The organism is Streptomyces sp. (assembly GCF_036566765.1).
GTDB lineage: Bacteria > Actinomycetota > Actinomycetes > Streptomycetales > Streptomycetaceae > Streptomyces.
On record NZ_DATCVQ010000041.1, the window covers coordinates 1 to 12,499 of the forward strand.

Sequence of the window (12,499 nt, forward strand, 5' to 3'; positions counted from 1 at the left end):
GGCAGCAGGACTGGGGGGCTTGGTGGGGACGATCCTCAAGGGCATGAGCCGCGTTCGGTGGCACGAGCTGACGCATGCCTACGGATCCGCACAAGACGTTCCAGGCCGACTGTCGCGGGTGGCGTGGGGCGACGCCAGGACGAGTGCCGAGGCCTTGAGTGATCTCGCGCTGTGGCTTGGTGAGCTGGCTGTCTTCGACGCGACCGTCGCGGCGGTTCCGTTCCTGTGGGATCTCGCAGTGACGGACAGCGTCACCAGCCGGCCCAGCGTGATCGAACTGCTGCAGGCGGTCCTCAACCATGGCAACCCTCCGAAGATCGACGTGCAGCACGCAGCTCACCAAGCCGTACTCAGCGGCAGGACCACGGTGAACACACTGACCACCGACGGGGATCCCGCGGTGCGAGCAGCGGCCCGCGACCTAGCGGCAGCAATCGACAGCCACGCCTGCGGGGCCTGTCGTCCCTGACGGCGGGCTGGCTGGCTCCCGTCGTCAGGCGACGCACAACGACCCGGCCGAAGCAAGCATCCGGGCGCTTCCAAAACTCGGTTCTGGCACGGATCTTGGGGAGTGGTCGCGGAGGGTGACGGTGTCGTTCGATTGAGGGCGCGGGTCCGGGGCCCGTCAGCGCTCTCGCATTCTGGTCCACCACCAGCCGAACACTGCCAACTCAATATTGTTGGGGTCGGGCAGGGTGCGGCGCTCGAATTCCTCATCGATCCGTGTGATCAGTCGGCCCAAGTCCCGTTGCGCTCCGGGAGGAAGGTGCCGCATCGCCCACTCGAGGTCATCACGGGCATCTCCCACCCCGGGCGATTCGAACTCGGAGGCGTCCAGGTAGAGTCCCGGCTGGTTAAAAGCTCGCTCGAAACACGAGAGCGCATTGGCGACCGCGTTGGGCCACATCTCCTGGTCTTCGACCCGGCGGATCGCTGCACGAGTCCCCGCGGAGACACCGCGGACTCTCAGGACCGAACACTGCCACCGTGGCCGCCACCGCTCTGCGCGGACGGCCTTGGGACGCCTACGCGGCATCGCCCTTTCGGATCAACATGAGGCCATCCTGCCACGGGTGGGCGGCTGCTCGTGCAGTGTTATTGGAGCAGGATCATCTTGCGGAGGAGTTCAAATCCGGCTCGGCCGTAGAGCTGGCGCTTGATCTTCTTGATGCGGTTAACGGCGCCCTCGATGCTGCCGGAGCTCCAGTCGAGAGTGAGCCCAGCTATCACGGCGGCAAGGTCCCGCAGAAGGTGGAGCGCGAAGCCGGTGAGACCGGGGAGCTGGCTGTCATCGACTGCGTCGATCCAGGTGCGGAGTGTGGAGCCGAGGCGGTCGGTGAGTATCTCGCCGAAGTCGCGGACGTGTCCGGCGGCTGTGTCCAGTTCAGGGCAGCGCGCAAGGACATCCTTCAGGGACATCTTTCAGGCCGGCCCGGTCTTCCTCGCTCAGCGCAGTGGGGTGTCGGGTGAGCCAGCCGGTCACCTGACGCACCGTCGGAGGTCGGGGTGGCGTGCCTGCGGGAGTCCCGCGGAGGGTGGCGATGTGGGCGCGGACCATCTGGTAGGTGACGGGCGCGTTGTCGGCGACGAGTTCGCTGTGGAGCTGGGTGACGCTGGTGCATCCCGCGGCGAAGCGTCGCTCCAGGTAGAGCTTGTAGGGGTCCAGTCTGCTGGGGCGGGGCCGGTTTTCGAGGATGGTGTCCTGCCAGTTCGCCGCGTTTGCGTATCTGAGCGCGGTGTTGAGGCCCCAACCCAGGTGCCGTGCAATCGCCCGGCGTGAGTGACCTTGAGCAAGAAGCTCGTGGACCAGGGCATGTGCTGCCTTCTTCCGCTCGGCCCGCCGGCCGACGGGCATCGAGTCGTCCTGCGGCAGACCGGAAGCCAGCCGGGTGGCCTCCGGCAGGATGCCACTGGGCGAAGGATTGCTCAGGCAGTCGCGATGGGCGGCGACGCAGGTCTCCACGGCGCGGCCGAGGCCCTGCCACAGATGGAACCGGTCAGCGACCTGCAGAGCATCAGGGGCACCGCGCCGGGCACCCTCGGCATAGGCGCCCGCCCGGTCCCGGCAGATGATCTCCACGCCGGGCTGACGGACAAGCCACGCGGCCAGAGGTCCGGCTTCACGCGTCGGGAGCACATCGACCACGCGATGGTCTTCGACGCTGGTCAAGACCGTGGAGTACGTCTGGCCGCGACGGATCGCGAAGTCGTCCACGCCCAGCACACGCGGCGTGCTGAACGCGGGATCGGGCAATGCCATGACCCTGCGCAACAAGGTCATCCGGCCAGCTCCGAAGCCCAGCCGGGCGCCGGCCCGCCCGGCCAGCGCGAGCCCCACCCGCTCCAGGGCACGGTTGAGCCGCGTGGTGAACCGTGCGTGCGGGGCGGCCAGCCGGGAGAACGGCTCGGCGAACGTCCGGCGCGGGCAGTCCGCCGCTCCGCAGATGAAGCGCCGGACCGTCAGCCGGATCACGAAGCCCTGCTCAGCGAGTGGAAGGTCCCTCAGCCTGCGCTGGTATCGGTCGTGGACCCGTCCCGAGAACCGGCCACAGTCCGGACACGCAGCCCCGGCCGCGCGGCCTATCGCCACCACCTCGACCGTGCCGAACGCGGCGGTCACCGCCTCGACATCCACTTCATCGATCCCCTCGAACACCAGTGAGCCCCAGAACGGTGCATCGGTCTGCATGACCAGCACCATCACCGTCCACAACCGACCGCAGCAGCGATCGGCAGACACCTGAGGGAGCGTCAATTCTGTCCGTGGGACGACAAGGCGTACGCCGTCTCACACGAACCCGTCTCCTCACAATCGAACGTCAAGGTAACGCTCCGCGACGACTCCCCAAGGTCTGTGCCAGAACCGAGAAATGACGGCACTATCTGCGGTGGAGGCTGGCTTGTGGTCCTGACAGGCGCGGTCAGAAGAGTCCGGCTCCTTGGCGGGGGTTGTCGGCTGCTGGGGAAACCGACGTGACAGGCGATGCCTGCTGCGGAAGACTCGCGTCGTGCAAGATCGTGTAGATGCCTCCTCTGGCCTGGTGCTGCGGAGATGGAAGACCGAGGACGCCAGGGCGGTGATGACCGCGTTCGCGGATCCGCTCATGCACAGCCAGTCCAGCGAGCTGGTTGATTCTGTCCAGGCTGCCGAGCGGTGGATAACGGCTCGTGGTGATCAGTGGGCTGCGGACTCGGCCTATTCCTTCGCCGTCGTCGATGGCGGTGGCCTCGTTCTCGGCCAGGTGTGTGTCGGCCGGGTGGATCGGCGTCATGCCACTGGATGGGTGTCCTACTGGACGACGGCAACGGCTCGTGGCCGGGGCATAGGTTCCCGTGCCTGCCGTGCTGTGGCCCGCTGGGCTTTCGACGATGCGGAACTCTTCCGGCTGGAGCTTGGGCACCGGTTGAATAATCCCGCCTCATGCGGAGTAGCTCGCGCTGCCGGCTTCGCGGTGGAGGGACGGCAACGACAGAAGCTCGAATACGACGGTGTCCGCTTCGACGTGGAACTTCATGCCCGCCTGGTAACGGATCCTGAGCCCGCGTCGTTGTGAGGCCGGCTCGCGTCTGTGGCACCGTTTGGTGGGGTCGAGCGAGAGGCGAATGCGGGACGGCCCGCCGCCCATGAGGGCTGACGGGCGCCGTCGAGTGAGTGCCTGTATCAGCTGACCCTGGCGGGTTCTTCGGCTCGGGCTCGGGTGCTGGCGAGGCGGTAGGAGTCGGTGCCGGTTTCGATGATGGTGCCGTTGAAGGTGAGGCGGTCGACGATGGCCGCGCAGAGACGCGGATCCGTGAAGGTCTTGGTCCAGCCGCCGAAGGACTCGTTGGACCGCACTGTCCGCCAGGTCACGCCGTGCTTGCGCTCCAGCTCCCGCATCGACATGCCGCCGCGATGGTCACGCCGGATCGCCGCGTACCGCTCGACCTTCGACATCTGCGGCATGACCAGCACCTTTCACCAAGAGCATCCCGATGCTGCCCTGGCAAGAGACCCGGCGCCTCCCAAACTCATCAACATCACCCGACCGTGGATCGGTGCGCCTCCCAAACCCATCGACAAGTGACGTCACTACAGGGTTCTGGCACAGATCTTGGGGAGCAGTCGCAGAGAGTTATGGACGTTCGAATCTGCTCACGGGATGGCTATTCGAGGGCTAGGTAGTCAGGTGACGGATGAACAAGCTCGGGATGATCCGCCTCGTACCGATCGCCGTGGATCGCCAGCATCGCCCAGTGCTAGGCCTCGTCGTGAAAGATCAGTCCTCGATCGGCCGCTTCGGCGGGCTTGTACGGATACCGCTTTAGGGCGGCTTTCCCGGCTTCTTCTGGAGACAACCCACCATGATGCTGCATGGCCCACGCGTAGCCGCGCCGCTCTGAATGCAGGCAGTCGAGGTACTCCGCTTCGCTCCATGCCACAGCCCAACGGTCGCGCTGTCGACGGTCGGAAAGTTCCTCACCGTCTCACGCTCCGCCGCTGTACGGTCAGGTCGACCGACGGGGTTCAGAGTGAACGTCAGTCGAGACGAGCGTCCAGCTCAGGTCGATGCGGTGCGCGCGCGAATTCGGTGCGCGGTCCGCAGTCCCTGCTTGGCGGCGGTTGCCACGAGGCCGCCGAGAGTGGTTCTGGCGAGGTCGTGGGCGGCGAGGCGTTCCAGTGCTGGCAGGGCCCGGTCGTCGGCGGTGAAGCCGAGAGCGCGGCAGGCCAGTGCTCGGAGGTCCGGGTCGGGATCGGTGGTGAGGGCGATCAGGTCGTCCACCACCGGAGGGCCGAAGGCAGCAATCGCTGAGGCGAGATGACTGGCCTTCGGGTTCCGGCGTTCCATCATGGCCTGCCAGAGCACAGCGAGTGCCCGGTCGCCGCCGATTTGGCTGAGCGCCAGGGCGGCCCTGCTGCGTACCCAGTTGGTCTCGTCGTTCAGCCGGGCTGTCAGGGCGGGCACGGCGGCGTGTTCCTCAAGGAGGCCGAGCGCCTCGCAGGCACCGTCGCGGACCATCGGATCGGGATGCTCCAGCAGGGCGGTGATCAGCGGAACGGCCCGGCGGAAACCGAGTTCGGCACAGGCAAGCGCCGACCACCGCACCCCGCGGTGCCCGGTGTCGGTGAGCGCGCGCAGTAGGCCTGGTTCGACGCTCGCGTCGCCGAACAGGGCGATCCGGTTGAGTGCCTTGGTCCAGACGATGACATCCTGCGTCCGGTGGTCGGAGGCGACCTCGGACAGGGCCGCCCGGGCCTGCGGATGGCCGAGCTCGGCCCACTCCAGCAGGGCGTCGATCGCCCGCAGCCGGATCGTGCGGTTCCGGCTCAATTCGGCGGCGTGGACGGTGACGAGGGATGTCGGCCCGTCCGGCGGGTGGCCGAGTGCGTCCCCGAGCGGGCCGGCGAGCGGTGGTTCGAGCTCGCCCAACAACAGGGCCAATGGGCCGATTCGGGTGCCGACGTCCGCGTCGTAGCGGCCGTCACCCCGCAGGTTCGCGGCCAGCTTGGCGACCGTACGGAAAAGCAGCCATGCGCGGTCCGATGGGGAATCAGCGAGGGCGTCGAGTCGGCCGGACATCGCCGCGGTGACGGCGGTCGGCGGGCGACCGGTGGCCTCCAGGACCGCCTCCGCCCAGGCGAGTGGCTCGCCCTGACGCTCGTAGAGCTGGCGACCCCACAGGCGGAGGACGGCGTCACGGTGGTCGGTCATCCCAGGATCCTTCCAGCAGGGAACACCGACAGCCAACGGCTTTTCCTCGCGGTCGGTCGGATGCCAGATCATCTCGGCATTACTCCGGCAGTTTTTTTGTTACGAGCACCATCAACGGTCAGCGTCCCCTGGGAAATCGTGACCGCCAGGGTGGGGAGGTACCTGACGCTGATCATGTAGATCGTGGGGAATTACTTGATCATTGACAGTGCGGTCCCAAAGGGGCGGCGGAGTGCTACTGGAGCAGGATCATCTTCTGAAGGAGGCCGAACCCGGCTCGTCAGTAGAGCTGCCTCTTGATCTTTTTGATTCGGTTGACGGCTCCTTCGACGCTGCCGGAGCTCCACTCCAGGGTGAGGCCGGCGGTCACGGCGTCGAGGTCTCGCAGGAGATGGAGCGCGAAGCCGGTCAGGCCAGGCAGCTGGCTGGCGTCGACTGCCTTGATCCAGTCCGGCAGCCTGGCACCGAGGCGGTTGGTGAGGATCTCGCCGAAGTCTCGGAGGTGGGCGGCCGTCGCGTCCAGTTCGGGACAGCGGGCCAAGACCTCCTTGAGCTCGGCACGGTCTTGCGCGTTCAGAGCGGCGGGGTGGCGGGTGAGCCAGCCGGTCACCTGTCGTACCGAGGGTGGTCGGGGACGTGCGCCGGCCGGAACTGTGCGCAGCGTGGCGATGTGGGCGCGGACCATGGCGTAAGTGACCGGGGCGCCCCGGGCGACCAGTTCGCCGTGAAGTTGGGTGACGTTGGTGCAGCCTGCGGCGAACCGGCTGTCCAGGTAGGGCTTGAACGGGTCCAGCCGGCTTGGTCTGGGCAGGTTCCCTCGGTATGTGTCCTGGCAGCGTTCGGCAGCCGCGTACCGCAGGACGGTGTTCAGGCCCCAGCCCAGGTGTCGGGCGACAGCCCGGCGCGACAGGCCTTGGGCGCGGAGTTCGTGGACCAAAGCGTGCGCAGCCTTCTTACGCTCGACCCGTCGGCCTACGGGGTCCGTGGTGGTCGGGTGTGGTGGGGTGGTCCTCGTCGAGCCCGCCGGAGTGGGCAGCCGAAGGCAGTCTCGGTGGGCGGCGGCTACACAGGTCTCCACCGCGCGGCCCAGGCCCTGCCAGAGATGGAACCGGTCGGCGACCTGCACGGCATCGGGTGCACCGCGCCGGGCGGCCTCTGCGTAGGCGCCGGCGCGGTCGCGGCAGATGATCTCCACACCCTGGTGATCGGTCAGCCAGACCGCCAGGGGGCCGGCTTCGCGGGTCGGCAATACGTCGACCACGCGGTGGGACTCGCGGTTGAGGCGGCCCGTGAAGCGCTGGTACGGCCCCGCCAACTGCGCAAACGGCTCGGCGAACGTGCGGCGCGAACAGCCGTCCCGTCCACATATGAATCGACGCACCGTGAGCCTGATCAAGACGCATCGCTCGCCGAGCGGGAGGTCCTTCAACCTGCGCTGATAGGTGCCGTGCACCCGATCCGAGTAGGACCTGCAGTCCGGGCACACGGCTCCTCCGGCCCTGCCTCGCGCCAGAACCTCGACGATGCCCGAACTCGTCGAGACAGCCTCAATGCCAACGTCGCCCACGCAGTGGATGACCATCGACTCCCAGAATGATTCGGTCCGCATGAGCAGTACCGTCGCGGGTCGCAGTTAACTGCGGCAGAGGGCTCCTCAGACCTGATGGAGCGTCACTGGAGAGCCTCCGGCAGCGAAGCGTACGCCGTCGCTAACCCGTCCGCCCTACACAATCGAACACTGAGAACACGCTCCGTGACCGCTCCCCAAGATCTGTGCCAGAACCCAAAACTCAGCGACATGAGCGTTCCACGGAACGGCGCGTTCTTGCCGCTGAGCGACAAGCGTTCTCGGAACTCGCCAACAAAGCCAGCACGTTGATGTTGCACCGGCGTCTCGCCCGCGAGTACGACCACCGGCCCGACGCCGCCCCCTCGCGCATCTACTGGGCATCCACCGCGAACATGGCCCGCCGCCTCACCACGCCTGCACCAGCCTGGCGCGATGGCTTCGTGGCGGCCGCGTGAACGTCGTCGAACTCCTGGCAGATCTCCAGATCCGGCAGGACGCGGCCGCCACCCGGGCTGGCGAACTGCGCGAGCAGATCGAGCACTTGCATGCTGCTCTGGCCGAGGGCGAGGCGCGTCTGGCGGACCTTGTCACGACCCGGAAGGTCCTTGCGGAACTCGCCCCGACGGGGACCGAATCCGAACCGCCTGAATCGACCACCGCCTACCAGGTCATCCTGAACGCCTTCAACACCCACCCCGATAAGGCGTTCCGGGTCCGTGATCTACACGAACTCCTCGGCATGCCCACCGACGACCCGGCCATGAACGTCACCCGCAGCCGCCTTGGACGCCTCACCGGTCAAGGCTTCCTCACTCAACCTGGACGCGGCCTCTACCAGAGACGGACTTAACGCCGCTCATCGCGGGCTGGAATCGGCACGGCCGCCGGCCGCCACTCTCGCCTGATCAACCCGAACACCCACGAGTCGGATACCTCGCCGTTCACGACGCAGTCCTCCCGCAACGTCCCTTCACGCATGAATCCGATCTTCTCCAGGACCCGGGCAGATGCCACGTTGCGCGTATCGGTCTCGGCCTGAACTCGATTCAGGTCCAGTGTGTCGAATGCCCACTGCAGCAAGGCGTGCGCGGCCTCCGTCGCGTAGCCGTGTCCCCACATCGCTTCGTCGAGGACATAGCCCAACGACGCGCTGCGGTAGTCCGGGTTCCATCCGGTCAGACCGCACCAGCCGACGAAGGCCCCGTCAGAAGCGCGGTCGATGGCCACCCGGGCCCCGGTGCCTTCGTCCGCCATCTTCCGGCACATGTCGATGAAGCGTTCGGCGCGGGCCCGTTCGTTCCACGGCGGGGAGTCCCAGTAGCGCATCACGTAGGTGCTGCTGTGCAGGGCGAAGAGCAGGTCCGCGTCGGCGTCGGTGAAGGGGCGCAGTCGCAGGCGAGCAGTGTGCAGTATGGGGGTGGCCAAAGTCATGCGCACCATCTTGTGTCCTCATGGAGCGGACAGAACACCGAATATCCGATCCCGGTCCGATCCTCACGACCAGGGCTCCCCTTACCAGGAGATCGTGCACGGCACGACTACTCGGCCTGCCCACCGACGACCCAGACATGAACGTCACCCACAGCCGCCTCGCCCGCCAAGGCTTCCTCACCCAATCCGGGCGAGGTCACTACTAGAAACGGACTCAACGACCTCTGAGGCGTCAGCTCCGGATCCCCGGGGTTGTGCTTGATGAATGCATTGATGCGCTGCCGCATCACTTGTGCGCGGGCCTCGGCCGACGCCTCGTCCAGCGCTCCCAATTGCTGGGCAAGGCCGGCGGTGGCCAGATCGAGCGTGACGGGTCCCAGGCGGTTGATCTCCTCACCGCCGCATCGCGGGCCGTAGCTGAGCAGCGTGCCGAAAAAGTCGGCGAGGATCGCCGCAGTTCCCCGGCTCGCGGGGATGCGCTGCCCAAGAAGGCGGTCCGCTCTGTCCGACCGCAGAGGCAGGACGGTCCGGGGTATCTGCAGGACGACCGCCTCAACCAGCCCGTCGGCACCGACCCCTTCGTTCTCCATCGGGTGCGAAGTGTTGGTCAACACCCACCGACACGACTCCAGGACCAGGTCAGAGCAGCGTGGACGGTGGTGGGGCAACTTCGTAGAGCCGCCGGTCTCGGATCAGGGCCCAGCGCGTTGGCGCGGCGGCAGGCGAGGGCGATCACGGCCTGCGTGTGTCGTCTTCCCTCGGCTCGTCTGCGGTCGTAGAAGGTCCGGGAGTTTGGAAGGAGTACACCCGAACGTCTTCCGATCGGCCTCAGAACGACGCGGAACCTGTCGGCCGGCGGGCCGAGCGCATGAAGGCAGCACACGCCCTGGTCCACGAGATGCTCGCCCAGGGTCACTCACGCTGGGCGATCGCCCGGCACCTGGGCTGGGGCCTCAACACCGTCCTCCGGTACGCGAACGCCGCACGCTGGCAGGACACGATCCGCGACAACCGGCCCCGGCCCAGCAGGCTCGATCCCTACAAGTCCTACCTCGAACGGCGATTCGCCGAGGGATGCACCAGTGTCACTCAACTCCACGGCGAGCTGGTCGCTGAGCAGGCTCCCGTCACCTATGGCATCCGAGCCCACATCGCCGCCTTGCGCGGGACTCCGTCCCCCGCACCGCCGCGGCCGCCGACGGTACGGCAAGTGACCGGCTGGCTCACCCGGCATCCCGCCGCCCTGAGCGAGGAGGATCGCGTCGGTCTGAAAGACGTCCTGGCCCGCTGCCCCGAACCGGGCACGGCCGCCGGCCATGTCCGCGACTTCGGCGAGGCGCTCAGCGGCCGCCTCGGTGCCACGCTCCCTGCCTGGATCGATGCTGTCCACGCCAGCCGGCTGCCCGGGCTCACGGGTTTCGCACTCCACCTAGTCCGGGACCTCGGCGCTGTGACTGCCCGGCCTCACCATGGACTGGAGCTCGGGCAGCATCGAGGGAGCTGTGAACCGCATCAAGAAGATCAAGCGGCAACTCTACGGCCGAGCCGGCTTCCACCTGCTGCGGAAGATGATCCTGCTGCAGTAGTACGGAAGCAGACTCTTGCTGAGGCGGGTTCAGCGGGCTAGAACTTCGTGTGATCACTTTTGTGTGTGCCGCCTGCGCTCGCCCTCTGACCAGGACTGTGCAGCTGTCCGAGACGCTGGTCAGGCCCGAGTTCGACGGACGCATCGGACCCGACGGGTATCGCCGGGCCCCGGCCACCATGAACCAGGGGTTCTATGCTCTGGAGCCCGAGCCATGGGGCGCCCCGCTTCTTCCCACGGACGAATGCGTCGCAGTATTTCCTGGAGGTCCGGCTGTTGCCGATCCAGACGGCGACGGGTTCCTCACGTCCGCAGGCCCCCGAAATACGATCGTTCTCCATCCCAACGACGCGCCAGACCTGCTGCCCGACCTTGAAGGAGATCACGGAGGCTGCTGCGGGCTGCATGGCCAGGGCGGGCTGAATCGGCTGTGCCCTTGCGGCGCTGCAGTGGGAACAGAGATCAGCGAGTGTTACACCGCGTACGAAGTCCACCTCGACCCAGCACGGGTCCATGCACGAGACGTCACCATCGCCTGATCACTGCCGGAATTCGTGGGACAGATCAACAGGCACGGATCCGAGGCTCAGATGCTCCCGCATCCTCGAACACCGAGGTAACGCTCAGCGACGACTCCCCAAGATCTGTGCCAGAGCCCGCTACTGACCGACAAAGCCAGAGTAGGCGGGCACATTCGCAGGTCTCGTGACGTTGACCACGGATGCCAGATCCTCGTCGGCCTTCAGTCCGAGGGCGGGGAAGGGGTCATGTCGTACTCGTCGACGTCCAGAAACGCCCCAGTAGCGGCAAGAAAAGCGATTGCTTCGCGGTCCAGCGCCCAGCCGAAGAGGTTGCGCTTGTCTCTCTCCTCCGGCTGCCCGGTCTCGTCCTGCTGCTCGTCGTCGTTGAAATAGCGCACGACCTCCAGCCGGGCTTCGAGGCCCGGCTCTTCTTCGTCTTCTGCACTGTTGAACTGCTTCATGAGCTCGGCTATGCGGTCGGTCTTTGGCCGGAGACGGCCCAGGACGTGCGCGATCTGTTCGTCTACGCCCAGGCCCGGTTCCCTGCACACGACCTTCCAGATCTGACAGAACGGATTCGCCGGGTCAACAGGGAGACCGCGCGGGTTGACCACTTTCGTCTCATCAGGCTCGATACCCAGCGCATCAGTTATCTCCTGCGCAGTAGTGCGTCGGCTGGACAGAGCGAAGTAGACGTACTGGTGGAGAGGCATCCCCGGAGAATACGCGTTCACCCTTCACCCCCACTCGCCTGACTGAGAGTGAGTCCCGACGCCCCAGTGGGGCCATGGTCAAAGCATCTGAGGAACGACTCCGCTACCCGCAGCGGACTCCCGAGCTGCCTTGACTTCTCCAATGGGAAGCCTTATGGCCGTAGGCCATCTTCTTCAGCCGGTGGCGCTCGGTGGCGCTCAGCTCCACTGGCACAGCGACGCACACGGACATGGCAGGAGGCCGGCCGATCCTTGGGGGTGGTCAATGACGAGGCCGGGAGGCCGCCCCCTATCCTGCGCGCTGGCACCTCAACCAGCCGCCCTACGCGGCGGCAGCACTGGGGCCCGCCGGCAAGCGCAGTGACGTATCGTCCGGCACCGCGCTTGCCGTCTCCGGTAAGGGCACTCCGTCCCTATGACTCGCGTTCGCCGACAGGTGCTCAGCTGTGCAGGCTGTCGTGGACCAGGCGGACCCCTTCGGGCAGTTGAAGTCGGCTCGCGCCGGTGCTGGGGAAGTGGCCGCCTGTCGCGGCGACGGGGACGCCCGTGGAGTGGCTGCGAAGTTTCAGCAACCGCTCAGTGCTCCAGCAGCGGTTCGTGTCCTGAGCTGGTTCTTCTGTTGTCGTGGCTGCGTTGGGCAATGGCTTGGTGTCGTCCGCGCCAGTGGGACCAGTTCAGTGCCCGATCTCGAGGTCTTTGTCGGGTTCCGGGGCCGGGGCAGGAAATGCTCCAGGAGCCGACGGATCTCAGCCGCGGTGAGTGCGGCGATTCTGCTGGTGGGGTCGTTCCTGCGGCCCCCTTTGCGGCGTCGGCGGCGAGGCCGGCGTAGGCGAAGTAGGAGGCGATCCCTTCCGGTCGTGCCAGGCTCCGCCGGGCCAGAACCCAGCGGTGACGGGTGGGGGCATCGCCGTCGAAGAAGGCGACGACGGGCAGGTTCAGTCAGCGCGGAGGCCCGGTCTTCCCGCCTCGAGCCGGTGGGATGCGAGCCG

The 12,499-nt window shown here is 66.8% G+C and carries 13 protein-coding genes and 3 pseudogenes; 4 read left to right on the forward strand and 12 right to left on the reverse strand.

Annotation, left to right across the window (positions count from 1 at the left end):
• Positions 1-469, forward strand: a 469-nt coding sequence (locus VIU94_RS01985) for a hypothetical protein (protein ID WP_331906828.1), incomplete at its 5' end; no start/stop codon positions are given.
• A 156-nt stretch (positions 470-625) separates the two neighbouring features.
• On the opposite strand, the gene VIU94_RS01990 is transcribed toward VIU94_RS01985, so the two are convergent.
• The 3 genes from VIU94_RS01990 to VIU94_RS02000 all read right to left on the reverse strand — a co-directional run bounded on the left by VIU94_RS01990 (position 626) and on the right by VIU94_RS02000 (position 2,740).
• Positions 626-907 (reverse strand): hypothetical protein, encoded by a 282-nt coding sequence (locus VIU94_RS01990; protein ID WP_331906830.1) that lies wholly within the window; start codon positions 905-907, stop codon positions 626-628.
• A 188-nt stretch (positions 908-1,095) separates the two neighbouring features.
• A complete protein-coding gene (locus VIU94_RS01995; RefSeq protein WP_331906832.1) occupies positions 1,096-1,419 on the reverse strand; it encodes a transposase in 324 nt (107 codons plus the stop codon).
• Positions 1,385-2,740 (reverse strand): ISL3 family transposase, encoded by a 1,356-nt coding sequence (locus VIU94_RS02000; RefSeq protein WP_331906834.1) that lies wholly within the window; start codon positions 2,738-2,740, stop codon positions 1,385-1,387. Before VIU94_RS02000 ends, VIU94_RS01995 begins: the two co-directional genes overlap by 35 nt.
• Positions 2,741-3,008: 268 nt before the next feature.
• Here VIU94_RS02000 and VIU94_RS02005 point away from each other — a divergent pair, with 268 nt between their 5' ends.
• A complete protein-coding gene (locus tag VIU94_RS02005) occupies positions 3,009-3,554 on the forward strand; it encodes a GNAT family N-acetyltransferase (protein WP_331906836.1) in 546 nt (181 codons plus the stop codon).
• A 107-nt stretch (positions 3,555-3,661) separates the two neighbouring features.
• Here the strand turns inward: VIU94_RS02005 and VIU94_RS02010 are convergent.
• The 4 genes and pseudogenes from VIU94_RS02010 to VIU94_RS02025 all read right to left on the reverse strand — a co-directional run.
• Positions 3,662-3,832, reverse strand: a pseudogene (locus VIU94_RS02010) (ATP-binding protein); the annotation flags it as partial.
• Positions 3,833-4,236: 404 nt separating this feature from the next.
• Positions 4,237-4,419, reverse strand: a complete 183-nt coding sequence (locus tag VIU94_RS02015; RefSeq protein ID WP_331906838.1) for a hypothetical protein — start codon at positions 4,417-4,419, stop codon at positions 4,237-4,239.
• Positions 4,420-4,538: 119 nt separating this feature from the next.
• Positions 4,539-5,690: a HEAT repeat domain-containing protein gene (locus VIU94_RS02020; protein ID WP_331906840.1), complete on the reverse strand. Its 1,152-nt coding sequence runs from the start codon at positions 5,688-5,690 to the stop codon at positions 4,539-4,541.
• 280 nt (positions 5,691-5,970) lie between these two features.
• On the reverse strand, positions 5,971-7,299 hold the full coding sequence (locus VIU94_RS02025; protein WP_331906842.1) for a transposase: 1,329 nt from the start codon (positions 7,297-7,299) through the stop codon (positions 5,971-5,973).
• Positions 7,300-7,568: 269 nt separating this feature from the next.
• Between VIU94_RS02025 and VIU94_RS02030 the strand changes: the two genes are divergently transcribed.
• On the forward strand, positions 7,569-7,715 hold the full coding sequence (locus tag VIU94_RS02030; protein ID WP_414720868.1) for a hypothetical protein: 147 nt from the start codon (positions 7,569-7,571) through the stop codon (positions 7,713-7,715).
• Complete coding sequence (locus VIU94_RS02035; RefSeq protein WP_331906844.1) at positions 7,712-8,110, forward strand: hypothetical protein; 399 nt, start codon at positions 7,712-7,714, stop codon at positions 8,108-8,110. Before VIU94_RS02030 ends, VIU94_RS02035 begins: the two co-directional genes overlap by 4 nt.
• Here the strand turns inward: VIU94_RS02035 and VIU94_RS02040 are convergent.
• The 5 genes and pseudogenes from VIU94_RS02040 to VIU94_RS44880 form a co-directional block, all read right to left on the reverse strand.
• Positions 8,107-8,691, reverse strand: coding sequence for a GNAT family N-acetyltransferase (locus VIU94_RS02040; RefSeq protein ID WP_331906846.1), 585 nt, complete (start codon positions 8,689-8,691; stop codon positions 8,107-8,109). The genes VIU94_RS02035 and VIU94_RS02040 overlap by 4 nt on opposite strands.
• 107 nt (positions 8,692-8,798) lie before the next feature.
• Positions 8,799-9,305 (reverse strand): hypothetical protein, encoded by a 507-nt coding sequence (locus VIU94_RS02045; RefSeq protein ID WP_331906848.1) that lies wholly within the window; start codon positions 9,303-9,305, stop codon positions 8,799-8,801.
• A 25-nt stretch (positions 9,306-9,330) separates the two neighbouring features.
• A pseudogene (locus VIU94_RS02050) lies at positions 9,331-9,487 on the reverse strand (IS110 family transposase); the annotation flags it as partial.
• Positions 9,488-11,018: 1,531 nt separating this feature from the next.
• Complete coding sequence (locus VIU94_RS02055) at positions 11,019-11,510, reverse strand: DUF4279 domain-containing protein (protein WP_331906850.1); 492 nt, start codon at positions 11,508-11,510, stop codon at positions 11,019-11,021.
• A 576-nt stretch (positions 11,511-12,086) separates the two neighbouring features.
• A pseudogene (locus tag VIU94_RS44880) lies at positions 12,087-12,443 on the reverse strand (hypothetical protein); the annotation flags it as partial.
• Between the last annotated feature and the right edge of the window lie 56 nt (positions 12,444-12,499).

Excerpts from the sequence above, each read along its gene's own strand:
- VIU94_RS02040 (WP_331906846.1), bottom strand. The coding sequence starts at position 8,691 with ATGACTTTGGCCACCCCCATACTGCACACTGCTCGCCTGCGACTGCGC.
- VIU94_RS02030 (WP_414720868.1), top strand. The coding sequence starts at position 7,569 with ATGTTGCACCGGCGTCTCGCCCGCGAGTACGACCACCGGCCCGACGCC.
- VIU94_RS02020 (WP_331906840.1), bottom strand. The coding sequence starts at position 5,690 with ATGACCGACCACCGTGACGCCGTCCTCCGCCTGTGGGGTCGCCAGCTC.
- VIU94_RS01995 (WP_331906832.1), bottom strand. The coding sequence starts at position 1,419 with ATGTCCCTGAAGGATGTCCTTGCGCGCTGCCCTGAACTGGACACAGCC.
- VIU94_RS01990 (WP_331906830.1), bottom strand. The coding sequence starts at position 907 with ATGTGGCCCAACGCGGTCGCCAATGCGCTCTCGTGTTTCGAGCGAGCT.
- VIU94_RS02055 (WP_331906850.1), bottom strand. The coding sequence starts at position 11,510 with ATGCCTCTCCACCAGTACGTCTACTTCGCTCTGTCCAGCCGACGCACT.
- VIU94_RS02025 (WP_331906842.1), bottom strand. The coding sequence starts at position 7,299 with ATGCGGACCGAATCATTCTGGGAGTCGATGGTCATCCACTGCGTGGGC.